A 26,767-nucleotide genomic window follows, 5' to 3' on the forward strand; every position below is an offset into this window, starting at 1 on the left:
CAATATTTTTGAAACCCGACTCTGCGCAGCAGAGCGCCGCATCTTAAGGAGGCAGCAACAATGAGCAAAAAGCTAATATCCGAACTAATGGTAGATTATCTGGAACGCAGAAGTGTTGAATATGTGTTCGGTCTGTGTGGACACACGGTCATCGGAATGCTGGATGCCCTGTCCCGCAGCACAAAGGTGACTTACATCTCCAACCGCCATGAGGCCGTGGCCTCTATCGCCGCAGACGGCTACGCCCGTATTACCCATAAGGCTTCCGTCGTCATGTGCCACCTGGGCCCCGGTTTGACCAATGTGCTGACCGGTGTGGCAAACGCCGCCTTTGACTCCATCCCCATGGTGGTCATCGCGGGCGACGTACCTAGCTATTACTTCGGCAAGCACCCTCATCAGGAAGTCAATATGCATGGCGACGCCACCCAGTATAAAATTCTGGAACCCGTGGTAAAACGCGTCTGGCGGGTGGACGACCCCGAAGCACTGCCTGAAATTTTGGACAAGGCCTTCCGTCTGGCCGAATCCGGCCGTCCCGGTCCCGTCCTCATTGATATGCCCATGGATATGTTTTCACGGGAAATTGATGATGATCTATGGCTGAGAACCTATAAGGACAGTCACATTACCATGCGTCCCGCTCTGGACCCGTCCGCTGCCAAGGCAATTGCGGCCAAGCTGGTGGATGCGAAAAACCCGGTCCTTCACGTCGGCGGCGGCATCCTGCTGGCGCAGGCCTCCGACGAGTTGGCAGCTCTGGCCGAATTTTTGGACATTCCTGTCTCCCGCACGCTCATGGGGCAGGGGTGCCTGTCCGACTGCCACCCTCTGATGATTGGTCAAACCGGCTTCTGGGGAATGGAGTTCACCCACTCTCTCACTGTCAGCGCCGATGTGATTCTGGGCCTTGGCACCCGCTTTGCCGAAGCGGACAGCTCCAGCTGGTATCAAGGCGTCACATTTGACCCCGGTGTCACCACTTTCCTTCAAATCGACATAGATCCTTCTGAAATCGGCCGCAATTATCCTGTGGAGATCGGCGCGGTAGGCGATCTGAAGCTGGGTCTGGCCCAGATTCTGGAGGAGGCAAAAAAGCTTTGCCCTCAAGGAAAAAGCCGCCCCGAACTGCGGGAAAAGATTGCCGCCGCCAAGGCCGCGTTTAAACAATCCAACAAGACCATTTCCGATGACGGTCGTTTCCCCATGACCCCCCAGCGCATTTTGAAGGACGTTAAGGATGTGTTCCCAGAAGATAGCATCATCTTTACCGATGTTGGCTGGAATAAAAATGGTGTGGCCCAGCAGTTTGACATCACCATTCCGGGCACGATTCACCACTCCTCGGGCCTTGCCACCATGGGCTTCGGCGCCTCCGCCGTTTTGGGTGGAAAGCTTGCCGCTCCCGACCGCATCTGTCTGACTCTGACTGGGGACGGCGGATTTGGGGTCAATCCCACCTGTCTGGCTACCGCCGTGGAGCAGGGCATTGCCTGCATTTGGGTCGTGATGAATAACTCTGCCTTCGGCACAATTGCCGGATTGGAAAACGCCAATTATAATACGAAATTCGGAACTGTGTTCCAAACTCCCGACGGAAAGGCATACAGCCCCCGCTGGGCCGACGTGGCCAAGGCTTATGGCGTAGAATCCGTGTGTGTTTCCTCTGCGGATGAGTTTAAGGGTGCCTTGGAGCAAGCTTTGGCCGCCAACAGGGCGGGCAAGCCTTTCCTTGTGGAAGCACCCATGGAAAACATTGTGGTTCCCACTCCCGGCTGCTGGAATATCAACGACATATACAGCCCCAACACGCTGGTGCGGGACGGCAAGCTGATTCTCAAAGAAAACGGGTGCTATGTGCCCCCCAGCCATTCCAAATCCCACAACACCAATTAACTCCCGCTTTGTTCTCAAAAACGTGGCGGGACAGTATCACACCGATACCCGTCCCGCCGTGTTTTGTAAATATGGATCATCCACCCCTGCTCCGTCACGAATCGGACGGAGTGGCATAACGCTCGATGATATAGTCTTTGATCCGCCGCGTGGCTGGCGAGAGCGGATGGTTTTTCGCCCAGGAGAGATACACCGTCCGCACAAATGCCTGCTCCGAGTCTTCAATGGGGATGATCGACACCTTTGCGTTTTCCATCGCTGGCACCTGAGGCAAAATGGATACGCCAAACCGCAGCGCCACATATTGCAGGGCGGCGTTGCACTCTCTCACCTCAAACATGACGATGGGGGGCACTCCCCGCTTGGCAAACACCTGATCCACCAATGTGCGAAGATTGCTGGGCTTATCCAGCATCACCATGGGCTCCCGCGCAAACTGCTCAAAGGTGACGCTGCTCTTCCCCGCCAGTGGGTGGTTGGCGGGCACCGCCAGATAGAGCGGCTGGCGCATAATCGTCACCGATTCAATGCTGTCATCCAGATGCATACAAAAGGCCAGGTCCAGCGCGCCGCTTTTCAGCTGGGTAAAAATATCAAAGGAGGGAGCCTCCAAAAATTGAAAGCGGATCCCCCGATTTTCCTCCCGGCTATATACTTCTGCCATGATAGATGGAATCAGCGAGGACGAAATGGAATGGAAATATCCCAGATTCACCACCTGCAAGGCAGTCCCTGCCAATTGATGCAGCACATCTGCTCCCTCATCCAGCAGGGCCAGCGCCTTTTCCGCATAGGGCAGAAACTGTTCCCCGTACACGGTCAGACTGACTATACGGTTTTCCTTGTTAAACAATTTAACACCCAGTTCTTTTTCCAGCTCGCTGATGGAATAGCTCAAACTGGGCTGCGCAATATGCAGTTCCTTGGCCGCATGAGTATAGTGAAGTACCCGCGCCAATGTCTTAAAGTATTGCAGCTGAAGCAGCGTCATTTATCTCTCCTCAAATCTTGAACTATTTCCGAAGCTCCTGTAATACATGTAAAATTTTTCTTATTATACCATGATATAGTTTGTCATAACAAATAAAAATGTTTAATGTTTTTTGTGCATTGTGCACTCGTGCTCTGTCACTCTTATATAGTCTCTTTCTATCCATGAAAAAGAAAGCTGGTATTGGACACAGCGGCACAGACAGACTAAGATATTAACTATAAGAGTTTTTTCTTGCGTATTTTTTATGAAATATAATAACGAAGGGGAATGTAATTATGGCTAAAGAAGTAACCGCGGAACAGCTTCAGATGCTGGATGAAATGGTAGCCCGCGCGAAAGCTGCCGCCGACATCATCGCAACGTATGATCAAGAGCGCGTGGACCGCCTCTGTCAGGCTGTCGCTGCCGCGATTTGCGATATGAAGGTTTGGGCTCCCATCTGCGACGAGGCCGTTGACGAGACCCAGCTTGGCGACAAAGTGACCAAACGCAACAAGCGCAACAAGATCAAGCTGATTCTCCGTGACTGCCTGCGTCAAAAAAGCGTTGGCATTATTGAGGAGAATACCGAGAAGGGATTGGTGAAATACGCCAAGCCCGTGGGCGTTATCGCAACGCTCGTCCCCACCACCAATCCGTGCCTGACTCCCGCCGGCCAAATCGTTTACGCCATTAAGGCCCGGGATGTGCTGATCTGCTCTCCCCATCCCCGGGCGAAGAACGTGACCAACAAGTGCATCAACATTATTCGCGAGGCTCTGGTCCGCGAGGGCGCTCCCGCCGACATTATTCAAGGCATTACCGAACCTTCCATCGCTTTGACGCAAGAGCTCATGAAAAAGGTCAATCTGGTAATCGCCACCGGCGGTCGTCCCATGGTAAAATCCGCCTATTCCTCCGGAACGCCCGCTTACGGCTCCGGAGCCGGCAATGCCACCGTAATCATCGACGACACTGCCAACACCCCCGAGCGTCTGGCCGAAGCGGCTATGAACTCCCGCATCTCCAAGTGCTCTGACTATGGCTCCGGTTGCTCCTGCGATGGCAACCTCGTCATCTACGAGTCCGTGTATGACGACTTCGTCAAGGCGTTGGTTGCTGAAGGCGCTTACCTTGCCAACGACGAAGAGGCCGAGAAGCTCAAATCCGTCATGTGGGACGAGATTGGCCACCGTCTGCCCAACACCGTGGCTATCAGCCCTCAGAAGCTTGCCGAGGCCGCCGGTTTCACCATCCCCGACGACCGCAAGTTTATCGCTGTCACCGGCGGGGGCAAGGAAAACATCGGCAAAGAACATTATTTCTCCAGTGAAAAACTGACCACTCTGTTGGCCCTGTTTAAGTACGAGGGGGAGTTTGAAAATGCGCTTGACATGATGCGCGGCATATTCGAAGTCGGCGGAAAGGGTCACTCCTGCGGCATCTACTCTTGGGACGATGAGCACATTCACCGTCTGGGCTTGGCCGCTCCGGTCTCCCGCATCATGGTGCGCCAGCCCAACAACAAGGGCAACTCCGGCTCTTCTACCAACGGAATGCCTCCCACGTCCTCGATGGGCTGCGGCACTTGGGGCGGCAACATTGTCTCTGAAAACATCGCTCTGCGCCACTACATGAACACCACTTGGGTGGCCCGTCCTCTGCCCGAGGATATGCCCTCCAACGAAGAGCTGTTCGGTGACTTCTTCAAAGAGGGTATGGACGAGGAATAAGTCTCCTTGTCACATCCGGCTCCTGCGCCGCAAGATTAAAAAAGCGGTATGCATATTGAGCGGGCGAGGCGCCGCCAAGCCCGCGTTGCGGAGCAGCCTGACCTGAAAACTGATTAATGCCACCACGAAAGGCGCAAGACCTTCCGTGGTGGCATTCTTTACATTGTCTGGAAAGGAACATTCAAAATGGACAAATTCAAAGGAAGTCCGAATTACGTGGTCTCCGAGGTGCTGATGCGCGCGGTGAACATTGCCATGGTGCTTCAAAAGCCTCTGCTCCTCAAAGGAGAACCCGGCACGGGCAAAACCATGCTGGCCGAGGCCATTGCAGCCGCGCTGAAAAAGGACTTGATGATTTGGAACATCAAGTCCACCACCAAAGCGCAGGACGGACTGTATGTTTACGACGTGGTCCGGCGTCTGTATGACAGCCAGTTTGGCGGGGGCAGCGTGGACAACATTGAAAAGTACGTAAAGCTTGGCAAGCTTGGCGAAGCCTTTACCCACCGGGAACAGGCGATTTTGTTAATTGACGAAATTGATAAGGCGGATTTGGAGTTCCCCAACGATCTGCTTTGGGAACTGGACCGAATGGAGTTTTATATCCCGGAGACAGGGCGCACGGTCAAGGCCAGGCAGCGCCCCGTTGTAATTATCACCTCCAATGCGGAAAAAGAGCTGCCCGACGCCTTTTTGCGCCGGTGTGTGTTCCATTATATTGAATTCCCAGACAAGGAACTCATGACCCAGATTATCCGGGTCCATTTCCCCAATCTGGACGAATCGCTGCTTACTCAGGCGCTGGAAGCCTTTTACAGAATCCGGCAGCTACCCCAGATTAGAAAAAAGCCCTCTACCAGCGAAATCATAGACTGGATTCAAGCTCTGATTCACGAGGGTGCGGACCCCGGCCAAATGATCAGCGAGATTCCCTATCTGGGTGTTTTACTGAAAAAAAACGAGGACATAGACACGCTTCGTCGCAACTGGCGGTGAGACCATGTTTAAGGAATTTTTGTATCTGCTGCGAAAAAACGGCCTGAAAGTTTCGCTTACCGAGTGGGTAAGTTTGATGGAAGCTCTGGACAAGGGGCTGCACGACTCCGGCTTCACCAGTTTTTACCACTTGTGCCGCTGCCTGCTGATAAAGAGCGAGACAGACTTTGACTGCTTCGACCGCTGTTTTCTGGATTACTTCAAAGACATTCCTTCTCAGCGGGAAATATCCCAGGAGCTTTTGGAATGGCTGGAGAAGCCAAACTCCCCCATGGGGGAGTTTGATGCACAGCAGGCAGAGCTGAACGAGCAACTCAGCCAAGCGGGGATCGAGGCACTTTTCGAGGAGCGGAAGCATGAGCAGTGGGAACAGCACAACTGCGGAAATTACTGGATCGGCACCCATGGCATGTCTATTTTCGGCAACACGGGCATGAGCCCCAACGGAATCCGGCTGGGCGGTCAGTCCGAATACAAACGCGCCTTTCGTGTGGCAGGAGAACGAAGATTCCGCGACTTTCGTGAGGACAGCACTCTGGATATCCGTCAATTTCAATCGGCACTGCGGAGACTGCGGCAATTTTCAGGGCTGGTGGACCTCCCCCGCACCCAGTTCGATGTGGAGAGCACCATTCAGGATACCGCCCAGCAGGGCGGCATGTTGAAGATACGCTATAAGCGCCCTCGGGAAAACACTGTCAAACTATTGCTGCTGATGGACTCAGGCGGCTCTATGGAGTATTACAGCACTCTGTGCTCCGCGCTGTTTCAGGCAGTAAGCAAATCCAGACATTTCAGGGAATTGAAAATTTACTACTTTCACAATTGTATTTACACCCGTTTATATAACGAGCCCATGATCGATCCCAAAAGCTCCGTCCCCTCTGACTGGGTCCTTTCCAATCTATCAGAAGACTGGAAGGTGGTTTTTGTGGGAGACGCGCAAATGTCTCTCCACGAGCTGGAAGGATTCTATCAGGGGCATAGAGAAGACGGTCCCCGATGCGGGCATGACTGGTTGCAACTGTTTCGCCAGAAATATCCCCATACCATTTGGCTTAACCCCGGCGACCGCCCCGACTGGGGCGAAGAGTGGTCCCACAGCTATGATGCCATTGCCGCCCTTTTCCCTATGTTTCCTCTAACCGTAGACGGTTTGGAGATTGGCATGAAAAAGCTTTTAGCCCGCTGATATTCACCGTGCCGCTGCTTTACTGATTAAAAACGCACCTTGTTTTAACGCCAAAACAGCGCATGCACAATATGCATGAATCGGGGATCGTGTCGCCGCCCACCCAGCGGTTAATTGATTTCCGTTCCAGAATTAAAGACCTGCAAAACGGTATATTCAATGTTCTCTTAATTCGCAATGCGGCCTTTCTTCTAAACATCTTCATTCTACCAACGGCCTGAGGCTTGTTTTTGTCAATGTTTCTGTTATAATTATCGTGTTTGCGTTGGGCATCAGTGACGTAGATGTGCTGATCAAGCAGTTTGTCCCGCTATTCAGCACTGCTGATTTTTTCACAATTGTGTGTAAAAGTACGTTTTTTTGGACGAACTTCCATATAAAAATATTGATTGGTGAAAGGGAGAGAATTGTATGAAACTTTCTCACGAAGAGGTCAAGCAGGTCATTCCTCACCGCGACCCGATGCTGTTGGTAGACACGGTGGAGGAACTGATTCCCGGCGAGCACATTGAAACCCGGTTTTATGTGGATCCGGCCCGGGAGATTTTTAAGGGTCATTTTCCCGGCGAGCCCGTGTTGCCCGGCGTTTACTCCGTGGAGTGCATGGCGCAGACCGCGGATATCCTGCTTTTGAAAATGGAGCGCTACGCAGGAAAAACCCCTCTATTTTTGGGCATTAACAACGTGCGCTTTCTGAAAAAAATTCTGCCGGGAGATACCATTGAGATTCGCGCCAAGATGGCTTCCGAGCGGGCGGAAAAGGCTATCGCGACCTGCTCTGCGGAGATTTACAACCACGGCGAGTTGGCCGTAAGTGGAGACGTCACTCTGGCCATGCGCTGAAGGCCGCAGGACGCAGAGGAGACAACTACGAAAATTATTTCCTCAGCCGAGGCTGCGGCGATGATTCTCTCCATGCAAGATTTTTCAGAGGGACCGGGGTCGTCTGCCTCCAGTCCCTCTTTTGTCTTCAAAGCTGTTTGATTAATAAAATTTTTAGCATAAAAACCACACCCGTGCACAGACTATTTGCGGCGAAAGCCAAAGGATCGCCGGTTTTGCCGACAATCTTGGCAAAACCGGCAGTCCTTCAACATTTTTTTCATCAGGAGGCTTTTTTATGATGAAGGACATGACCAACCACGGCAGCGAATGCACCCCCAACGCCAGCATCAAGTGCACGGTCGACAACTGCGCCTATCACTGCCAGGAGAAGCAGTACTGCGGGCTGAATGCCATCTCCGTGGGTACCCATGAGTCTAACCCCACCGAGAGCAAGTGCGTGGACTGCGAAAGCTTCAAGCTGAAGTAAGGCAGAGTTAAGTCAGCCGCTTGCGGTCCCATCCGCAGGCTTTCCGGAGGCCTCGCCTCCGGAAATACATAGAAACCGGGGAGTGTGACAGGCATGAACGAGAAATGGCGGGGACGAATCGCGGGATCGGCGGCAGGACTTGCAAACGGCCTGTTCGGTGGCGGCGGAGGAATGGTGTTTATCCCGGTGATGAGCAGGTCCTCCTTAAAAAAACAAACGTTGTACGCCACCTGTGTGGCGGTGATTTTTCCCATCTGCGCAGTGTCGGCGGCGGTGTATTTTCTGCGGGCGGAGCTGTCCTTGAAAACCGCCCTGCCGTATTTGCTGGGCGGCCTCGCCGGAGGCTTTATAGGGGGACGGCTGTACGGAAAAATTTCCGCCAAGTGGCTTAAGCGGCTGTTTGCCGTTTTTCTTTTCTACGGAGCGGTGAGGTATCTGCTGTGAATTGGCTGCTGCCCTTTTTCTGCGGGCTGGGAGCCAGCATCCTCTCCGCCTGGGGCGTGGGTGGCGGAACACTTCTGCTGCTGATAATGACGCTGTTTCTGGGCGTGGACCAGCGAACGGCGCAGGGTATCAATCTGCTGTTTTTTCTGCCCACTGCCGCCGCCGCGCTGGTGTTTCACTGGAAAAATGGATTTCTGGACAAGCCTACGCTTAAGCGTTCCATTCCATGGGCGGTAATCTTTGCCCTTGCGGGCGCTTGGGCCGCCACTGCGATGGATGTGGAACTGCTGCGCAAGCCCTTCGGCATCTATCTGTTGGCTTCGGGCGTTTCGCTGCTGTGGCCCCAAAAAAAGAAACTGGAAAAACCGCCGGAAGACAATCCGGAGAAAAAGCCTTAGGTAAGACTGAACAGTCTTTTTTATGCCCGAGAGGATCGGAAATGTTTTTTTAATCAAACACTGCGCCGATAAACCACGCGGGGGAAAACGTCTTAGACGTTTTCCCCCGTTTCTGCGCCGATATCCGGCGTTTCATTTTTTTAAAATTCGCCTGCGTCGGAGAGGATTCCCATCGCCGCGCCGTTGACCAGGCGGTCCGCCTGCCGGACCAAATCCTCTCTGGGCAAAACCATGTCCTGATCGAACCACGTCTTAATCAGGCCAATCAGTCCGTACCCAATAAAGCTGATCAGAAAATCCATCTGCGCGGAAGACGCTGTGTGAAACTTTGCCCGCACAAGGCTCACGCCGTTGCGGTGAATCAGCTCCTGAAGCCTGTCGGTAAAATTGCTGGTGGAATTATTGGCAAACAACGCCTCAAATTCCGGGCGATGCTTCACAATGTAGTCCAAAATCGGCTTAAACACCGGGCGCAGAGAACCGCCCGCCTCAAACTCCGCCATATGCTCGTCGATCAAAAGCTGGGCCTCTGCCAGCATGTCCGTTTCCACGCTTTGAAGCAAGGCGGTGGTGTCCGCATAATGAAGATAAAACGTCCCCCGGTTCATATCCGCCCGCTCTGTCACATCCCGCACGGAGATGGCGGAAAACTTTTTTTCCAGCATCAGCTCCAGCAGTCCCTTTTTCAGCAGCTTTTGAGAGCGGCGCGACCGCCGATCCTCTCCTTTTTCCACTTTGTTCATGCCCCTTTCACATAAAAGTGAATCCGCAGCCCTCTTCACCACAGGGATCCACACAGGCCCAGTTTGCCACAGAACACTCCGGCGTGGCCAAAATTCAGCCGTCTTTTTCTTAATGTACACAGCGGTTCAATTATGGCCGCTTGCGGCTATTATAGTTCAAATCTGTCTAGAAATCAACAAAAATATTTTAATCAAAAATTGTTGATTATTTTTGGCTAAACCTATTGCTTTTTGAATAAGACCATACTATAATTCTTTCTGGTATAAAATTGACATAAATTCATTAACGGACACATGTTCATAATTGAGAGGAGCATTTTTATGGTTTACAAATTCCCCCAGTTCACGCGCGCGCTTGCGCTGACGCTGGCGGCTGTGCTTCCGGCCACGCTGATTCCCGTGGGCGCAGCGGAAAAAATTGGCGACGGCGTGGCCCCTACCTACGACGAGGCGTATTACGCCACGCTGGATTACTACGGCAATCTGACAGAAGGCAGCGTAGTAAAAAGCTACGCCCTCAACGGCGCCACGGCCCTGACGGATTACGGTACTTACGACGAGGTGGTAAACCTGACCGACGGTACGACCCCCACCGAGAAAGACAATGTCACCACCTTTGATTTCAGCAAGGCAGCCGCACCTTCTCACTTTTATTTTGAGGGAAAGACCACCGCGCCGTTTGCCGCCCTGCCCTGGACCATCGCCCTGTCTTACACGCTGAACGGCGTCCCCACCAAGGCGGAGGATTTGGCAGGAAAAACCGGCGTGGTGAATATCAATCTCGACATTATTCCCAATGAAGCCGCCAGCGACTACGCAAAAAACAACTATACGCTGGAGGCCATGGCCCTATTTAATCAGGACGATATCCTTTCCCTGAAAGCAAAGGGCGCACAGGTTCAACTGGTGGGCAATCTGCGCACGGTGCTGTTTTTGGCCCTGCCGGGAGAAGAGCAGCATTTTACCATTGAGGTTGGCTCCGACGATTTTTCCTTTGGCGGCATGACGTTCATGATGCTCCCAGCCACGCTGGCGCAGTTGGACCAGATTGCAGAGCTGAGCGACCGCAAGGACGAGCTGGAGAACGACTACGAAAAGCTTAACAACAGTCTGGACACCACGCTGGACGCTCTGAGCAGCATGACCGGCGGCCTTTATTCCAGTGCCAAGGGTCTTGACGCGCTGAACCAGGCACGGGGAACCATTTCTGCCGGAAAAGGCTCCATCTACGACGGACTCGACATCTCCAAGCTGGATATGGAAAGCATCGCCGCCCTGCTGGACCCAGTGGCAGAGCAGGTGCAGGCCGCCAGCAAAACACTGACAAACTCCAAGGCAACCCTAAAAACGCTGGTAAATACGACGGTTTCTATAAAGACGGAACTGGTAGATCTTGAAAATGATTTGAAAAACTTGGAGCACAACGCCGACAACGCGCAGGAAGTCATGTGGCGGCTGCGCACGCTTCAAGGAAGCCTGAAAAGTCTGCAAACCGAGCTTTTGGATATCAATCCCGGTTCCTCCGGCGGACAGGGTTCCTCGCAGAATACACTGAATCAGGATACTCTGAACACGGTGGTGGGTCTGCATACTACATATGCTGGGCTCAACGCGGCGGACGGGAATAGAACCGCTTTTTACACAGGCTTCTTTGTCAATCAAGGCTATCCCGCCTCACAGGCCGCCGGTATGGCAAGTGCTTGCGTCACGGGTGATCGCGACTTGATTTACAGTATCGATTCCTCCGGCGGGCTGCTGGCTGCCTACGATAAGCTGAACCCGCTGTGTGACGCTTATGACCATACCGATTCTCCCAAAAGCTTTCAAAAATTTTGCGCCGTAGTGACAAATGACTCAAGCAAAGCCGCACTAATGGATAATTTGTGGGATGTCTACAACAGCGGTGACAAAGCCGCACTGGAGCTGATTTTGGCAGCTATGGGTGGACTGAACGACACGGTCAGCTCCGCAGGTGACAGCATGAGCAAAATGGCAATCTCCACAGCCAACCTGGTAGGCGGACTGTCAAGGGTGTGTGATGAGATGGGCAGTCTTGCCAATGTCATGGGGGATGTATCCGGCATTGCCGGGGTTAGCCAGAAAGTAACCAAAAAAGCATCTCAGCTGTTGGATGACGTACAAAATTTGCACAATGCGGTGGATGCCTATGAGCCAAAGCTGCAAGAGACGTTGAAAACACTGGAGGATTTAAGTGTCACCGCCGCAGGCTCTATCCGCAACGCGGAAAAACTGATTTCCGACACGGAAGCTCTGGCCCGAACCTCCGGCGAGCAGTTGGATGCCGGAACCAAGCAGACGCTGGAAGGGCTGGCTGCCTCTCTGCGCCAGACTGCCGCCGCCCTTGCCACCAGTAAGGACATTAAATCCGCAAAAAACAGTCTGGACAGCATCATCACAGATACGTGGAACGAGCACACTGGCGATGTGGATAACCTGCTGAATATGGACAGCACCGCCCCGGCCCAGTCGCTGACCTCTGGGCAAAACCCCGCGCCCCAGAGCATACAGGTGCTGATTCGCTCTCAGGAAATTAAGGTGCCCGACGAAGAAGATGAAGAAACCGCGCCGGCCACCGCTGACAAGGGCAGCTTCGGAAGCCGCGTGGGCAGGATGTTCCATGACCTTTGGTCCTCAATCACCGGGATTTTCCACTGAGGAACTGCCGATATGAAAGAAGAAGGTGACTCCCTGTGATTGAGAAAATTGCCCACGGACTGACACGCAGGCCGAAGCTGGTGGCGCTCATCGCCGCCTTGCTGCTGATTCCCTCCGCAATCGGCTTTGCAGCTACCCGCGTCAACTACGATATTCTTTCCTACCTGCCCCAAAGCTCAGAGTCCTCTCAGGGGGAAAAGCTGCTGGAGGACCCGTTTAAAATGGCAGCCACCAGTATGTTGATCGTGGAGGATATGCCCGCCGGATACAGCAACCGGCTGATTCAGGAAATTCAGGATATTCCCAGCGTCAGCAACGCCATCTGGGTCAGCAGCATGGTGGGCATCCAGATTCCCACCGAGTTTATCCCCGCCAACCTGAGAGACATGTTTTTCTCCGGGGACGCCACGATGATGATGATTCAGTACGACCATCCCGGCGCCTCGGACGAGACGATGGAGGCCATTGATCAGGTGCGGTCGGTATGCAACAACAAGTGCTTTCTGGCAGGCTTTTCGGTGGTCATCAAGGATACCCGGGACCTGATGGACAGCGAGCTTCCGCTCTTTGTGGGCCTTGCGGTTCTTCTGGCGCTGGCAGCCATGTCACTGACGCTGGAATCCACGGTACTGCCCTTTATATTTCTTGCCAGTATCGGGCTGGCCGTCATCTACAATTTCGGCTCCAACATTTTTTTGGGCCAGATTTCCTATCTTACCAAGGCCATCGCGGCCGTCTTGCAGCTTGGCGTTACCATGGACTATTCCATTTTTCTCTACCACCGCTACGAGGAAGAGCGCAGTAATTACGAAGATAAGCGCGACGCCATGGCAAAGGCCATTGTGTCGGCATTTACCTCTCTTTCCGGCAGCAGCCTGACCACCATCGCCGGCTTTTTGGCCCTGTGCTTTATGCGGCTGACACTGGGCCGGGATATTGGCATTGTCATGGCGAAGGGCGTGCTGCTGGGCATTGCCACGGTGATTTTGGTGCTGCCCTCTCTGGTGCTGTTGTTCGATAAGCAAATCGACCAGCACTAACACAGAACGCTGATTCCCAGCTTTGATAAAATTAATGTCCATATTCTGAAGCACCGCTGGGTTTTTGTGGGCCTCACTCTACTGATGTTCCTGCCCGCCGTTTACGCGCAGAACCACGCGGGCATCTACTACAAGCTGGATGAGTCCCTGCCGCAGGACCTTCCTTCCATTGTGGCCAATGAAAAGCTGAAGAGCGATTTTGACATGGGTACGTCCCACTTTGTGCTTTTGCGGGACGACATTTCCACAACTGACATGAATCAACTGGAAAACGCTCTTGAGGACCTGCCCGGCATAACCTCGGTGCTGTCCTATCACTCTCTGCTGGGCGCTGGGATTCCGGAATTTTTTGTACCTGACGAGGTGCGCACCATGCTCAAGCAGGACGGCTGGCAGATGATGATGGTGAACTCCAAATACGCCACCGCATCTCAGGAGGTATCCGACCAACTGGATGGGATGCGGGGAATTCTCAAGCAATACGACTCCGGCGCCCTGATTACCGGCGAAGCGGCCATGACCAATGACTTGATTGAAACTTCCGCCGTGGATTTCAACATTACCAACTACATCTCCATGGCCGCCATCTTTTTGATCGTTTTATTCGTGTTTCAGTCTCTCACCGTTCCGGTGGTTCTGGTGGGCACCATCGAGCTTGCCATCTTCATCAATCAGGGCGTGCCCTATTTTACCGGGACAGACATTCCCTTCATCGCCCCAACCATCATCGGCTGTGTGCAGTTGGGCGCCACGGTGGACTATGCCATTTTAATGACTACACGCCTTCAGGAGGAACTGCGCGCCGGGAAAAGCCGGGACGAGGCCATCCACATTGCCGCCACCTCCTCCGATCCCTCCATTATCACCAGCTCACTGGTGCTCTTCTGTGCCACGCTGGGTGTGTCCTTCGTCTCCAGTATCGACCTGATTGGGTCCATCTGCGTGATGCTGGCCCGGGGCGCGCTGATTTCTGCGGCGGTCAGCATTTTTATCATGCCCTCCATTCTCAGCGTGTGCGAGCCGGTGTTCAACAAAACTAGCCGGTATTGGCGGACCGTGCCGCCGGTAAAGCCCTCCCGCATTGCAACGGCCCTGCAATCCGCCGCAAAAAAGCTTCCCAGCGGGAAAAAAGCAAACGCAGACGGCGGCGAGAACCCTCAGGCAGAAAATGAGCACGCTTCTATCGGAACGTCTTCCCCGCAGATTGCGCCGATAAAGAGCATTCCCGAAAAGTCGGAGGCATCTTCCAACAAAGCGCCTCGGAAAAAGAAACATTTTGCGGTGTTCAAACACTCCCTTTCCCGCGGGAAAACAAAAATCCCGGCTAATTCTGGCAGTGAGGCGGATTCCGAAGGCCTGCCCACTGACCCCTCGGATGAAAAAAAAGCCGGAGAAGAAACGCTTGCAAAAACGCATTGAATTAAATTCCGCACTTTTGCCTTGGGAAAAAAGAAGCCCCCATCCACGCTTATTGCGTGGATGGGGGCTTTCTTGATGAAACCGGTTCTCCTGCCGCCGACAGACGCAATATTCAGCGTCCCTCTTCCGCGCCTTTCGCATGAAAGGGAGCCTTAACAAATAATTTCCTCTCTGGTGCAGGCAGAGTATCAGGGCAATGGGTATACGCCTTGTCTCGCAGAGAAAAAACAGGGCGGACAGTTTCGACTGTCCGCCCCTTCGTAGGAATTGATATTCGGCTCCCTTTGCCTTATAAACGCCCGCGTAATTTATTTCCCGTTTTCATTTCGCTTCATCGCGTCTTCATTCGGCAGGCAGCTCTTTAACCGCCTCGTCCAGATGGAGGACCACCTCTAAATACTCCCCATCTCGCCAAAGCTTCACAGGCAAGTCGTCGCCGATGCGGAACTGGCGGCGGACGTTCATCAGCATATGCCGCTCGGTCACGGCCTGCCCGCCTGCGGAAACAATTACGTCCCCATCTTTCACCCCCGCCCTGTCGGCGGCGGAGCCGATGCTTACATCCTGTACCTCCACGCCCTGCGTTCCGTCGGGCAGAAGCTTGGGCATGTCCAGAATGGTGACGCCCAGCCGTGGTTCGGGAAGGACCTGCCCACTCTCCAGAATGTCGTTCACCATTTTTTGCACAGACCGCATGGGCAAGGCAAAGCCCAGCCCCTCCACATTTGAGGAAAAGGACATCATCTTGATGGTGTTCACGCCCACCACCTGTCCGTATGCGTTGATGAGCGGGCCGCCGGAGTTGCCTTCGTTCAAAGCCGCGTTGGTCTGGATCAGCGTCATGATGCGGCCCGAAACATCCACATCCCGGTTGATGGCGGAGACAATGCCGTCCGTCAGCGTTCCCCGCAGCTCCACGCCCAGAGGATTTCCGATGGCGTATACCGTGTCGCCCACCGTCAACGCATCGGAATCGCCCATCTCTGCCGCAGGCAGGCCCGTGGCTTCCAGCTTTAAAACCGCCACGTCGTTTCCGCTGTCTCCACCCACATAGAGGGCCTCATAGGTCCTGCCGGAGGCCAGCGTCACACTGCAATCGTGGCTTCCCGCCACCACATGATAGTTGGTGAGTACATATCCGTCCTCCCGGAAAATCATGCCGGTTCCCACCGAAGCGCCCCGGTCCAACTGGGCAATCACCGTCACCACCGCCGGATTCACCCTGCGGTAAATCTCCTGAATGGTCAGCGCGCCGCCCTTGGCTGCGGCCAACTCCATCACCGCACCCTGACCGTATGGATAGGTCTCAATGGAAACCTCCTCCTGATCCCAGTCCTCGTTTTGCAGGTATTCCTCCCCCGAAGAAGAGGGATTGAAGTAAAAAAAGCCGCCGTTCAAAAAGAACGCGCCCACAGCCAGACCTCCCGCAACGGCAAGGCAGATCAGGAAAATCCACAGCCCACGTTTTCCCCGGCCCCGTCTTTGAGAAATCGCCGGGGCCGAAACCGGTCCAACCACAGGGATGATATTCACTGAGGCAGATGGCTCCGCCCGGCCCGGCAGCCGCCGGGGCTGGACATAAACCTCCACCACCTCCTGGGGCCGGGGCAGGGGCGGATAGTATTCCACCACCTCCCGGGGGTCGTCCCCGCTCCCGTCCGGCACGGGGGCCTGCCCGTCAAGGGGCTCAATTTTTAAATACTGGTCGTTCATCTGCGCCTCGTTATTCCGCGGTCAGGGAGAACGAAAACTCGGTGACGCCGTTCTCGCTGGTCACATTGATTTTTTCCCGGTGCTGCTCCAAAATGGTTTTGACAATATAAAGTCCCAGCCCCACGCCGGTCTTATCCTCGCTGCGGGATTTGTCGCTCTTGTGAAACCGCTCGAACAAAAGCGGCAGCTCCTCGGGCGGAATGGTGTCTCCCTCGTTGCGCACGACGACACGGGCTTTGCCGTCCCGCCGGGCAACGCCCAGATACAGCACGGAGCCGGGCGTTGCGAATTTTGCGGCGTTTTCCAACAGATTGTAAATGACCTGAGTGATCATGTCGTTATCCCCCAAAACCAAAATTGGCTCCTCCGGGATATCCGCGTCCACATCCAGCCCACGGTCGGTAATTTTCTTTTCCATGGAAATCAGCACCCGGCGCATGCTTTCGCAAAGGTCAAAGTGGGCCCCGCTTTTCATGGGGTCGATGGCCTGAAGCTGGCTCACGTCCAGCATCCGCCGGACCATGCGGCTCAGGCGGCGGCTCTCCTCCGCGATAATTTGCAGGTATTGCTTTTCGCTTTCATAGGGGATGGTCCCGTCCAGAATGCCGTCGGTATACCCGGCGATGGTGGTCATGGGGGTTTTCAGCTCGTGAGAGATGTTGGCGACAAACTCTCTGCGCTTGCGCTCTGTTTGCAGCAGCGTCTCGGCCATGTTGTTAAAGGAAACCGCCAACTCGCCGATTTCATCGTTTCGTTCCGTGTCACGCATGCGGATGTCAAACTCCCCGTCGGCAAACCGCCGGGTGGCGGCCACCATCTCCCGGATGGGCCGGACCTGCCGCATGGCGGTGACGGAGGACGCCATAAACGCCACCATCAGCACCACGCAGGAGGTCATGACAAACAAACCGATAAAGCCCTGCCACATTTTGTCCAGAGCAGAGTGAAGCACGGACACTGCAAACACCACGCCCACCTGTTTTCCCGCCGCATCTGCCACCGGAATCCCCACCAAAAGGTGCTTGTCCGTGTACACACCATTCAGATTGGAGCGCCCGGAGCTGGCGCCCTGCGTCAGGGTCTTGTCCATCAGCTTCTGAGGAATGGTGACAGACAGTCCGTCCAGTCCCGGGTCAGTGGAAAGCAGGGCCCGGCCCTGCGTGTCGCAGACGAGAAAATTCAAGTCGGATATGGACGCGGCAAAGCCCGCCAGCGTCAAAAGCTCCGTTTCGCTTGAAAAGCCGCCGCTGCTCAGATAGCCGGTGGACAGGCGGGCCACCACGTCCGCCCGGGTTTCCATATCGTTGATCCGCTGCTGGCGGAGGAAGTTATAGCCCAGCGCAGAGTAGGATGCCCCCAGCAGCGCCAGCGTCAGAAGGACGGTACCCATGGTCAAAAGCATCTGCCGCCAGTACAGCCCCGGAAAGCGCTCGCCCAACCGTTTCATGCCTTCTCTGTCTGTTTTGCCGCGCCCACAACCTCGAACTTATAGCCCACGCCCCACACGGTTTTCAGCGCCCACTGGTCGGACACGTCCTCCACCTTCTCCCGCAGGCGCTTGATATGCACGTCCACGGTCCGGCTGTCTCCGAAATAGTCGAAGCCCCACACCTCGTCCAGCAATTGGTTGCGAGTATACACCCGGTTGGGCGTGGCGGCCAGATGATACAGCAACTCCAGCTCCTTAGGAGGCGTGTCCACCTTTTTGCCGTCCACAATCAGCTCGTAGGAATCCAGATTCACCACCAGCTTGTCAAAGGTCAGCTTTTTGGACGTGTCGTTGGGAATCTCCGTTCGGCGGAGCACCGCGTTGATCCGGGCCAGAAGCTCCTTCATCTCAAAGGGCTTGACAATATAGTCGTCCGCCCCCATCTCCAACCCCTGAATACGGTCGAACACCTCGCTCTTGGCGGTCAGCATAATGATGGGAACCTTGCTGGTCTCCCGGATTTTCGCGCACACGGCCCAGCCGTCCATCACCGGCAGCATAATGTCCAGCAGAATCAGATCGGGCGCCTGCTTCTGGAATTCCTCCACCGCCCTGCCGCCGTCTGCGGCGATGCGGACGTCAAAGCCCTCCTTCACAAGATACATGTGGATCAGGTCGGAGATGTTGTGATCGTCCTCAACAACCAGAATGTTTCGCGCCATAGTCCTGCCTCCGTACTTTTTTAAAATGGGGGTGTCTCCCCCGCTCTATGTTGTCCATTATATACGCTTTAGTTCTCAGATGTTGAATTTTTTGTAAAACACGCGTTTAAAAAGCCGTTTCCGTCATAGCGGGCAGCCGGTTCCCCTCCTCCGCGGCGGAGGCAAGAAACACCCGCAGGGCCCCGGCGGTCACGTCGCTCCCCAGCCACACCGACACCGGACCCCGCCGTTTGCCAATTTGATTCAGGAGCGTGTTCGCCGCACCGGAGGATCCAAGGCCGTATTCCGCATGGTCGATGCCGGGATTCAGCGGGCAGTAACCCGCCGCCCGGAGTGCGGCTGCGTCCCGGGCCGCCCCATAGACCAGCCGGGTTTTCATCCCCGCCTCGGCAAACAATGTCCGGTTCATGGCGGCCAGCCGCTCCGCCGCGCCCCCGCCGAATCCGGGGATCAGGCCCACCACACTGCCGGAGGCCGCGATGCGCCGAAGCTGATCCCCGCTGCGGGAAAGGGCCTCCTCCGTGAAATAAAATGCGGCGTGAACACCCCGGCTCTCCAGCGCGTCCAGCCACGCGGTCACAGTCTCCCCTTCCTCCGCCAAAAAGCAAAGGTAAATCGACTTTCCGGAAGAAGCGGGGTCCTCAACCTCAGGGTCTCCCGTCTCCCCCGTGTTAGTGTCCGCCGGGTCGGCGGTGTTTTTCTTTTGATACTGCTGGTATTTCGCGTCCAACTGGTAGGAAGCGGTATCCGTAAACATGCTGTCTGGCAGAACGGCGGCGGCGCTTTTCACGCGGATCAGGTATCCATGGTTGACCGGCGTATTGCTGTATGCCCGGTCGAAATAGGATGCCACGGGCGAAGCAGCCACAAAAGTCACTCCGCCCCGGGTTACGCACACATGGTCATACAGCTCCCCCTGTCCGGTGGTGCCGGAGCCGGTAGAAACATCGAACACCAAAGACCGGCTGGAGTCGTACAGCACCAGCGTCTGGGTGACAACATTATAGGAATAGTTCACGCCGGATTCCCGGAACACCGTGGCGGCCACGTACAGATATCCGCCGAACCAGAAGGGCATGGTGGAATCCTTCAAATCCAGAACCCGCTCGTCCACGGCGGTAAAATAGACCGAATCCTCCGCCGAAACAGGGGGACAGAGGGTCCCCACCAGAACCAGCACCAGCACGGCGGCGGCAAATCTCTTTTTCACGCGGCGATCCCCCTACCTTTCCATCTTCTCACGGCGGTTTTTCTCTATTTTAGCACGCTTTCGGCGGTTTTGTAAAGCATTCCCGCGCTAAGAGACACAGGCCCTTCTCCGCAAATCCAACCTTGCGCTTTGCTCCGGAAGGCAGTATAATGAGGCACGACAGCCGCCCCCGGTTTTTTCCATTGCCAAGGGTCGGCGTTTAGATTTGACGGTCCTTCCGCCCAGCGGGCGGAGACCAATAAGGAGTTCGCCGTACCCATGGTTAAAAAACGCCGTCGCCGCCGTATTTCTCCGCTTCAGCGCCGCCTGTTGGGGCTTGTGGTCATTCTGTCCGTTTTTGTTGGGCTGACCCTGACCTATAAGGCCATTGTCCGCCCGCCCCAACTGGAGGGAGAGGACGGCGCGGGCCTTTCCTCCTCGTCTCAGGCCTTCTCCTCCGCGGAGCTGGCTTTGCAGGATGCCGACCAGTTGACCCTAGCGGCAAAGGCCGCCCACTCGGCCCGAAAGCCCGATTTTTACACCATTCTCGTCTCCGGCGTGGACGACGGAAACGGCGGCAGCGACACCAACATTCTGGTGGCGGTGGACGCTGGGGCCGGTCGAATTTACGGCGTGAACATTCCCCGGGACACCAAAAGCCACATCAACGGCAAGAACTATAAATTCAACGCCGCCTACAACATCGGCGGCATGGAGCAGGCGGCGGAAACCCTATCCGGTCAATTGGGAATTCCGGTGGACTACACCGTGGAGGTCAGCCTGAAGGCCTTTTCCGCACTTGTGGACGCCATCGGCGGCGTGGATTTCAACATTCCCGTGGACATGGACTATGACGACCCGATTCAAAACCTGTCCATTCACTTCTCCGCCGGGACGCGCCACTTAACCGGCGCGGAGGCGCTGAAGGTGGTCCGTTTTCGCCACAACAATGACGGCACCGGCTACGGCAGCGAGGACATTGGCCGAATGAAAACCCAGCAGGATTTTTTAAAGACCGTGGCAAAGCAGACCCTGCGGCCCGCCAACCTGACGAAAGTTTCCCAGTTTGCAAAGATTTTTCAGCAGTACGTGAAAACCGATCTGGAATTGGGCGAGCTTGCTTGGCTGGGGCAGGAGGCCTTTTCCATGGGTGCGGACAACGTGAATTTTTCCACCCTGCCCGGGGAGTGGCATTCTCCCTATATTTATCTGAAAGCCGACGAAGTGCTTCTCATTGTCAACGAATATCTTAACCCTTATGTGGAAGATCGGGTGTTGGCGGATCTGAACATTTTGTCCTGAGCGCGGCTGCGCGATGAAAGAAGAAGAGGAGGCCCTATGATATATCTGAAGCTGCGCCTGCCGGGGCTGCTGCTGGCGCTTGTTCTGGCAGTTGGCCTGTGCGTTCCCGCAGCGGCGGCTGAAAATTCGGCGGATAACTTTGTCCGCGCGAAAACCTATGCCGGCGAATTTTCCGACGTAACTCCCGACTCGGTTTTCTACGGCAACGCAGCGGCCCTGTACGAATACGGTCTGTCGGTTGGCAAGAGCAACGGCACCTTCGGCCCAAAGGACGGCATGACCGTGGGGCAGATTGTGATTTTCGCGGGCCGCATTCGCAGCCTGTACGCCACAGGGGACGCCGAATCCGGCGCCGCCGCCTTCCGAACTGAGGGCCAGTCGGCCTATGAGCCGTATCTCGCGTATCTTCAAAGCGTGGGCGCGCTTGCCTCGGAGCTGGACGGGCTTTATAAAGGCCCTGCCACCCGGGCCCAGACGGCCCATGTGCTGGCGGCGGCTCTCCCGGCGGAGACGCTTCCCGCTGTCAACGACGAACTGGTGACAAGAGCCTACGCCTCCCGTCAGTTTATCACGGACGTGACGGAGTATACGCCCTATTACAACGATATTCTGGCTCTTTACAAAGCCGGCGTGTCCGCCGGGTCCGACAGCGCGGGAACCTTTGGCCCTGAAAACGCGGTGACCCGCGGGGCGGCGGCGGCCATGCTAACCCGGATGGTGGACCCCGCTTTGCGTCTGACGCCCGCGTGGACCGTTCTGGAGGTCCCGGAGGCTCCGGATTACAGCGTGGCGGGCACCTCTTGGGGAGACTTGGTCACCTCGAGCGCCACCTATTTCCCCGCACCCTCCACACAGGAGCAGATTACCTCCAGCGTGGCCTACATGCTCTCTCAGGAGACGAACGTACTGGAGCTGAATTACGGCACATACATTACCTCCGCACAGGCGGGCGACGTGATGAACAAGGCGCTGGCCGTCGTCAAGTCTTACTGCGAGCAAATGTACAACTCTGTGGAGTGCACCTACGAAACAATTACCGGCCGGGTGACGCTGACCTTTTCCGCCGTGGCGGCGGGGGCAAACCTTCCCGCCTACCGGGACTACACCCTTCAAGCCGCCATCGCCCTGCACGACCGGCTGTGGGCCGAGGGCGAGATCACGGCAAACATGACCCAGATGGAAAAGGCCAGCGTTTACTTCCAGTGGATTTGCAACAACTGTGTTTACGACACTGCCGCCGGGCCCGACTCCCTTTCTCACATCGGCTATACCCTCTTCCGCCACGGAACGGCTGTGTGCGACGGATACTCCGGGGCCTACAACCTACTTTTAAAGCTGGAGGGAATCGACTGCTACGCCCTGTCCAACCCCGACCACATCTGGACGGTGGCTATCTTGGACGGCACGTCCTATCACATTGATACCACATGGGGCGACGGAGCAAACGGCGTAGATTACCGCTATTTTGCTATGACCGAGGCGCAGTCCCGCAGCTTCCATCCATGGTAAGTACATCACCAAAGCCGCGCCGGAGAGCATTCTCCGGCGCGGCTGATTTTTTAAAGGCCCGGTTTCTCAGGCTCTTTTCGTTTTTTTACAACAGATTGGTTTTCCTCAAAGAGGCCGCCTTCCCTCTTCCAGTTTGCGTAGCTGGCGCAAAAATTCCTCCGGCAGCGGGCAGGTAAGCTCCACCGGCTGCCCCGTCCGGGGATGGAGAAACCGAAGTCCCGCCGCGTGGAGGCACTGTCCCTGCAATCCCGGGACGGGCTTTTTCGCGCCGTACACCGTGTCTCCTAGAATAGGGTGGCCCAAGTGCGCCATGTGGACGCGAATCTGGTGAGTGCGCCCTGTCTCTAAATGACAGAGCACATGGGTGAAGCCGGGATAGCGGGCGATGACCTCCCAATGGGTCACGGCCCGGCGACCCCCTTGCACCACCGCCTGCTTTTTTCGGTCAGCGGGAGAGCGGCCAAGGGGCGCGTCCACCGTGCCGGAATCCTCCCTGAGCTTTCCCACCACAATACACTCATAGGTCCGGGCCAGCGTATGGTCCTGAAGCTGGGCGGATAGCTTTTGGTGGGCAAAATCGTTTTTCGCGGCGATGATGAGGCCCGAGGTGTCCTTGTCGATGCGGTGGACAATGCCGGGGCGCAGTACCCCGCCCACACCGGAAAGGGAGTCGCCGCACCGGTTCAGCAGGGCGTTCACCAGCGTGCCGCCGGGGTGGCCCGGAGCGGGGTGGACCACCAGTCCCCGGGGCTTGTTCACAACGATGACGTCCCCGTCCTCATACACCACGTCCAGCGGAATATCCTCCGGCAGGGCCTCGGACACCTCCGGCGGGGGCAGCTCCACCGTCACCGTCTCCCCGCCGGTAAGACGCAGGCTCTTGGCGGGCTTTTTCCCGTCCACCAGCACTTTGCCCTCTCCGATCAGCCGCGCGGCGGCGGAGCGGGTCAGTCCGGGACCTCGTTCGGCCAAAAACGCATCCAGCCGCGCCGCGTCCTCAGGGCTTGCTTTCAGCGTCAGCGTTTCCATCGGCGTTTTCCTTCCCATCATATTTCTCATAGAACCACAGGTAGTATACCGCCCCCAGAATCGCTCCGGACACAATGCAGATGTCCGCCACGTTGAACACGGGGTAGTGCACAAACTGGAAGTTGAACATATCCACCACGTAGCCCAGACGTGCCCGGTCGAGAATGTTGCCAAGCCCCCCCGAGATAATCAGCGTGGCGGCGGCCAGCCCCAGCGGATGGCGGACCAGTTTTTTCGCCACGGCAAAAATCACGGCCAGCACAATGGCCCCCGTCAGCGCCAGCAGCAGCCACCGCATCCCAGAAAAGCTGGACCAGGCCGCGCCGTAATTATGAATCCGCAGCAGCTCCAAAAAGCCGGGCAACAGCGGCGCGGATGCCCCCAGCTCCAGATGGCCCGTCCCCCAATCTTTGACCCACTGGTCCACAGCCAAAAGCCCTGCGCCGGCGATAAGATAGAGCATAAAAGACCTCCCTGCGCGGTATGCGCCGATTCTCTGAAAGATTTATGCCCTATCCTACCCCATTTTGGGAAAAAAAGCAACTTTCACATGAGCGCGTTTTTGCCGGGGCGTGGGTCACCGCCCCGGGGAAATCCGGCTTGTGCTTTTTTTTATTTTGTGATAAGCTAACGTGGATAAATTATCGACATTTTCAGGTTTTGGAGGATTTACCCTTGGAACGCAAAAACGTGACCATTGCCCCAGAGGAAATTGCGCGCCAGCGGGGCTTTACGGAATTGATTCATACCATGCTCTTATCGCGGGAGAACCGTCCCGCCGCCTGCGTGGACACCTTCGGCTGCCAGCAGAACGTGGCCGACGGGGAAAAGCTGATGGGCATGCTGAAGGAGATGGGCTTTTCCCTCACGCAGGAGCCCAAGGACGCCGACGTGGTGATTCTCAACACCTGCGCCATCCGAGAGCACGCGGAGCAACGGGTGTTTGGCAACCTCGGCGCGCTGACCCATACGAAGAAGGCCAATCCCCACCAGATCATCTGCCTATGCGGCTGCATGGCGCAGGAGGAGCGGGTGGGCAAGCGAGTGAAGGAATCCTACCGCCACGTGGATTTGGTGTTTGGGCCTCATGCGCTGTGGAAATTCCCCGAGCTTTTGTGGCAGGTATACGAGTCTCACGGGCGGCTGTTCGCCGTGCAGGACGAAGTGGGCAGCATTGCCGAGGGGCTTCCCACCCTCCGTCAGGAGGGCGCCAAGGCCTGGGTTTCCATTATGTACGGTTGCAACAATTTCTGTTCGTACTGTATTGTGCCCTACGTCCGTGGCCGGGAGCGCAGCCGCAGCCGGGACGCGGTTTTGGCGGAAGTACGTGAGTTGGTGGAGGCCGGGTACAAGGAGATTACCCTTCTTGGCCAAAACGTAAATTCCTACGGAAACGACCTTGGCGGCGGATACGACTTTGCGGACCTGCTCTCCGACATTGACCAGATTCCCGGAGACTATCTCATCCGCTTCATGTCCAGCCATCCCAAGGACGCGACGCACAAGCTGTTTGACGTCATGGCCCGGTGTTCCCACGTTGCAAAGCAGCTTCACCTTCCCTTTCAGTCCGGCAACAACCGCGTTCTAAAAGAGATGAACCGGCGGTACACCCGGGAGCAGTATCTGGAGGAAATCAACTACGCAAAGGCGAAAATGCCCAATCTGGTGCTCACCAGCGACGTGATTATCGGCTTTCCCGGGGAGACGGAGGCGGAAGCCATGGAAACCGTGTCTTTGGTGGGGGACGTGGGCTTTGACGCCCTGTTCACCTTTATTTACAGTCCCCGCCCCGGCACGAAGGCGGCGGAGCTGCCCGATCCGGTGCCTCGCAGCGAAAAGCAGAAGTGGTTTGACCGGCTGCTGGAGGTGCAAAACGCCAAGTCCGCCGCCGCCCACGCCGCCTATGTGGGGAAAACCCTGCGCGTTCTGGTGGACGGGGAAAGCGAAGACGCCGATTGGCCCCTTTCCTCCCGTACAGAGGGGAACCGTCTGGTGCGCGTCAAGGGAGACAAGACCCTCATCGGAACCTTTGCGGACGTAAAAATTACCGACAGCAATACCTGGGCGCTGTACGGAGAGGCAGTCACAGTCTGAATTTCCTCGGCGGCTTTTTGCCGCGGGTTTTTGAAAGGAGCGAATCTCATGAAGATTACAACCTTGCTTGAAAATACCTCCTGCCGCGCCGACGTGGTTCACGCCCACGGACTGAGCCAGTATGTGGAGACGAAAACCCACAAAATCCTCTTTGATATGGGTCCCGGTCCCGCCGTACTGGACAACGCCCGCGCTCTGGGGGTTGATTTGGCCTTGGTGGACACCGCTGTGCTCTCCCACGCCCACGACGACCATTCCGGGGGCCTTGCCCCGTTTCTTTCCGTTAACAAAACCGCGCGAGTTTATCTGAGCCGCGCGGCCATGGGCGACTATTATGCAATGGGTAAAAACGGCGTTCCGGAGTTTATCGGGATGCCGGAGGCGGTCCGCCCCTTTGAAGACCGGCTGACGCTTACCGGGGACGCGCTGACAATTGACGACACGCTGCGGCTTTTTTCCGACATCAAAACCGCCGATTACCGTTCCCATGCCAACGATAAGCTTAAAGAGAAGCAAGGCGAGGACTACCCCATGGACGAGTTTCGCCACGAGCAGAACCTTCTGATTTGCGAGGACAGCAAGGCTGTTTTGCTTGCAGGCTGCTCTCACCGGGGCATCGTCAACATCCTGCGCCGGGCGGAAGAACTTTTGGGCCGGGCGCCGGACGCGGTATTCGCCGGGTTCCATTTGTACAGTCCCGGCACCGGCGAGACAGAGCCGAGAGATCTGGTGGAGGCTGTAGGTCGGGAGCTTTTGGCCCGGGAGCTTACGGTTTATTACACTGGCCACTGCACCGGGCAGGACGCGTTTGCCATTTTAAAGGAGCAGTTGGGGGACCGGCTTCACTATATGACCGGCGGCAGCACCGTGGAAATCTGACACTTTACAGCACCATAACGGAGATCTTTTACATACATTGTCCCGCGTATTGACGGGACCTGCGGCTTTTAGCTTAGAA

At 55.9% G+C, this 26,767-nt stretch carries 23 protein-coding genes; 15 read left to right on the forward strand and 8 right to left on the reverse strand.

The features are described from left to right. Positions 1–60 precede the first annotated feature (60 nt). The gene (locus tag RTK01_RS01025) at positions 61–1,896 is read left to right on the forward strand and encodes a thiamine pyrophosphate-binding protein (RefSeq protein ID WP_312279184.1); all 1,836 of its coding nucleotides are present in this window, start codon (positions 61–63) and stop codon (positions 1,894–1,896) included. Between the two features lie 94 nt (positions 1,897–1,990). Here RTK01_RS01025 and RTK01_RS01030 read toward each other — a convergent pair whose 3' ends face one another. After that, positions 1,991–2,887 (reverse strand): LysR family transcriptional regulator, encoded by an 897-nt coding sequence (locus RTK01_RS01030; RefSeq protein ID WP_312279185.1) that lies wholly within the window; start codon positions 2,885–2,887, stop codon positions 1,991–1,993. A gap of 278 nt (positions 2,888–3,165) precedes the next feature. Between RTK01_RS01030 and RTK01_RS01035 the strand changes: the two genes are divergently transcribed. The 7 genes from RTK01_RS01035 to RTK01_RS01065 all read left to right on the forward strand — a co-directional run bounded on the left by RTK01_RS01035 (position 3,166) and on the right by RTK01_RS01065 (position 8,944). Continuing rightward, positions 3,166–4,602, forward strand: coding sequence for an aldehyde dehydrogenase family protein (locus RTK01_RS01035; protein WP_312279186.1), 1,437 nt, complete (start codon positions 3,166–3,168; stop codon positions 4,600–4,602). A 186-nt stretch (positions 4,603–4,788) separates the two neighbouring features. Beyond that, positions 4,789–5,598, forward strand: a complete 810-nt coding sequence (locus RTK01_RS01040) for a MoxR family ATPase (RefSeq protein ID WP_312279187.1) — start codon at positions 4,789–4,791, stop codon at positions 5,596–5,598. 4 nt (positions 5,599–5,602) lie between these two features. Then, positions 5,603–6,790 carry a VWA domain-containing protein gene (locus tag RTK01_RS01045; protein ID WP_312279188.1) on the forward strand — a complete coding sequence of 396 codons (1,188 nt, stop codon included), beginning with the start codon at positions 5,603–5,605 and terminating at the stop codon, positions 6,788–6,790. Between the two features lie 411 nt (positions 6,791–7,201). Further along, complete coding sequence (fabZ, locus tag RTK01_RS01050) at positions 7,202–7,633, forward strand: 3-hydroxyacyl-ACP dehydratase FabZ (protein ID WP_312279189.1); 432 nt, start codon at positions 7,202–7,204, stop codon at positions 7,631–7,633. Between the two features lie 277 nt (positions 7,634–7,910). Continuing rightward, a complete protein-coding gene (locus tag RTK01_RS01055) occupies positions 7,911–8,102 on the forward strand; it encodes a DUF1540 domain-containing protein (protein WP_312279190.1) in 192 nt (63 codons plus the stop codon). Between the two features lie 93 nt (positions 8,103–8,195). Then, positions 8,196–8,546: a TSUP family transporter gene (locus tag RTK01_RS01060; protein WP_312279191.1), complete on the forward strand. Its 351-nt coding sequence runs from the start codon at positions 8,196–8,198 to the stop codon at positions 8,544–8,546. Continuing rightward, positions 8,543–8,944: a sulfite exporter TauE/SafE family protein gene (locus RTK01_RS01065; RefSeq protein ID WP_312279192.1), complete on the forward strand. Its 402-nt coding sequence runs from the start codon at positions 8,543–8,545 to the stop codon at positions 8,942–8,944. The genes RTK01_RS01060 and RTK01_RS01065 overlap by 4 nt, the downstream gene beginning before the upstream one ends. Positions 8,945–9,084: 140 nt before the next feature. Here RTK01_RS01065 and RTK01_RS01070 read toward each other — a convergent pair whose 3' ends face one another. Further along, positions 9,085–9,687, reverse strand: a complete 603-nt coding sequence (locus RTK01_RS01070) for a TetR/AcrR family transcriptional regulator C-terminal domain-containing protein (protein WP_312279193.1) — start codon at positions 9,685–9,687, stop codon at positions 9,085–9,087. Positions 9,688–10,008: 321 nt separating this feature from the next. On the opposite strand from RTK01_RS01070, the gene RTK01_RS01075 reads away from it, so the two are divergent. From RTK01_RS01075 to RTK01_RS01085, 3 genes are all read left to right on the forward strand, one after another. Further along, entirely contained in the window at positions 10,009–12,363 is a 2,355-nt protein-coding gene (locus RTK01_RS01075; RefSeq protein ID WP_312279194.1) for a hypothetical protein, read from the forward strand. A 35-nt stretch (positions 12,364–12,398) separates the two neighbouring features. Beyond that, on the forward strand, positions 12,399–13,403 hold the full coding sequence (locus RTK01_RS01080; protein WP_312279195.1) for an MMPL family transporter: 1,005 nt from the start codon (positions 12,399–12,401) through the stop codon (positions 13,401–13,403). Positions 13,404–13,469: 66 nt separating this feature from the next. Next, positions 13,470–14,822 carry an MMPL family transporter gene (locus RTK01_RS01085; protein ID WP_312279196.1) on the forward strand — a complete coding sequence of 451 codons (1,353 nt, stop codon included), beginning with the start codon at positions 13,470–13,472 and terminating at the stop codon, positions 14,820–14,822. A gap of 342 nt (positions 14,823–15,164) precedes the next feature. Here RTK01_RS01085 and RTK01_RS01090 read toward each other — a convergent pair whose 3' ends face one another. From RTK01_RS01090 to RTK01_RS01105, 4 genes are all read right to left on the reverse strand, one after another. Continuing rightward, positions 15,165–16,535: a trypsin-like peptidase domain-containing protein gene (locus RTK01_RS01090; protein WP_312279197.1), complete on the reverse strand. Its 1,371-nt coding sequence runs from the start codon at positions 16,533–16,535 to the stop codon at positions 15,165–15,167. 10 nt (positions 16,536–16,545) lie between these two features. Continuing rightward, positions 16,546–17,982: a HAMP domain-containing sensor histidine kinase gene (locus RTK01_RS01095; protein WP_312279198.1), complete on the reverse strand. Its 1,437-nt coding sequence runs from the start codon at positions 17,980–17,982 to the stop codon at positions 16,546–16,548. Then, positions 17,979–18,686 carry a response regulator transcription factor gene (locus tag RTK01_RS01100; protein WP_312279199.1) on the reverse strand — a complete coding sequence of 236 codons (708 nt, stop codon included), beginning with the start codon at positions 18,684–18,686 and terminating at the stop codon, positions 17,979–17,981. The genes RTK01_RS01095 and RTK01_RS01100 overlap by 4 nt, the downstream gene beginning before the upstream one ends. A 106-nt stretch (positions 18,687–18,792) precedes the next feature. Further along, positions 18,793–19,896, reverse strand: coding sequence for a hypothetical protein (locus RTK01_RS01105; protein ID WP_312279200.1), 1,104 nt, complete (start codon positions 19,894–19,896; stop codon positions 18,793–18,795). Between the two features lie 258 nt (positions 19,897–20,154). Between RTK01_RS01105 and RTK01_RS01110 the strand changes: the two genes are divergently transcribed. Together RTK01_RS01110 and RTK01_RS01115 are read left to right on the forward strand one after the other, a co-directional pair. Then, complete coding sequence (locus tag RTK01_RS01110) at positions 20,155–21,177, forward strand: LCP family protein (RefSeq protein ID WP_312279201.1); 1,023 nt, start codon at positions 20,155–20,157, stop codon at positions 21,175–21,177. A gap of 36 nt (positions 21,178–21,213) precedes the next feature. Next, complete coding sequence (locus RTK01_RS01115) at positions 21,214–22,686, forward strand: S-layer homology domain-containing protein (RefSeq protein WP_312279202.1); 1,473 nt, start codon at positions 21,214–21,216, stop codon at positions 22,684–22,686. Positions 22,687–22,791: 105 nt separating this feature from the next. Here RTK01_RS01115 and RTK01_RS01120 read toward each other — a convergent pair whose 3' ends face one another. Then, a complete protein-coding gene (locus tag RTK01_RS01120) occupies positions 22,792–23,715 on the reverse strand; it encodes an RluA family pseudouridine synthase (protein ID WP_312279203.1) in 924 nt (307 codons plus the stop codon). After that, positions 23,684–24,178, reverse strand: coding sequence for a signal peptidase II (lspA, locus tag RTK01_RS01125; protein WP_312279204.1), 495 nt, complete (start codon positions 24,176–24,178; stop codon positions 23,684–23,686). The genes RTK01_RS01120 and lspA overlap by 32 nt, the downstream gene beginning before the upstream one ends. A gap of 212 nt (positions 24,179–24,390) precedes the next feature. Here lspA and miaB point away from each other — a divergent pair, with 212 nt between their 5' ends. Beyond that, on the forward strand, positions 24,391–25,809 hold the full coding sequence (miaB, locus tag RTK01_RS01130) for a tRNA (N6-isopentenyl adenosine(37)-C2)-methylthiotransferase MiaB (RefSeq protein ID WP_312279205.1): 1,419 nt from the start codon (positions 24,391–24,393) through the stop codon (positions 25,807–25,809). Between the two features lie 48 nt (positions 25,810–25,857). Next, on the forward strand, positions 25,858–26,688 hold the full coding sequence (locus tag RTK01_RS01135) for an MBL fold metallo-hydrolase (protein ID WP_312279206.1): 831 nt from the start codon (positions 25,858–25,860) through the stop codon (positions 26,686–26,688). Positions 26,689–26,767: the final 79 nt, after the last annotated feature.

The organism is Oscillibacter sp., assembly GCF_031978065.1.
Taxonomy (GTDB): Bacteria; Bacillota; Clostridia; order Oscillospirales; family Oscillospiraceae; genus Oscillibacter.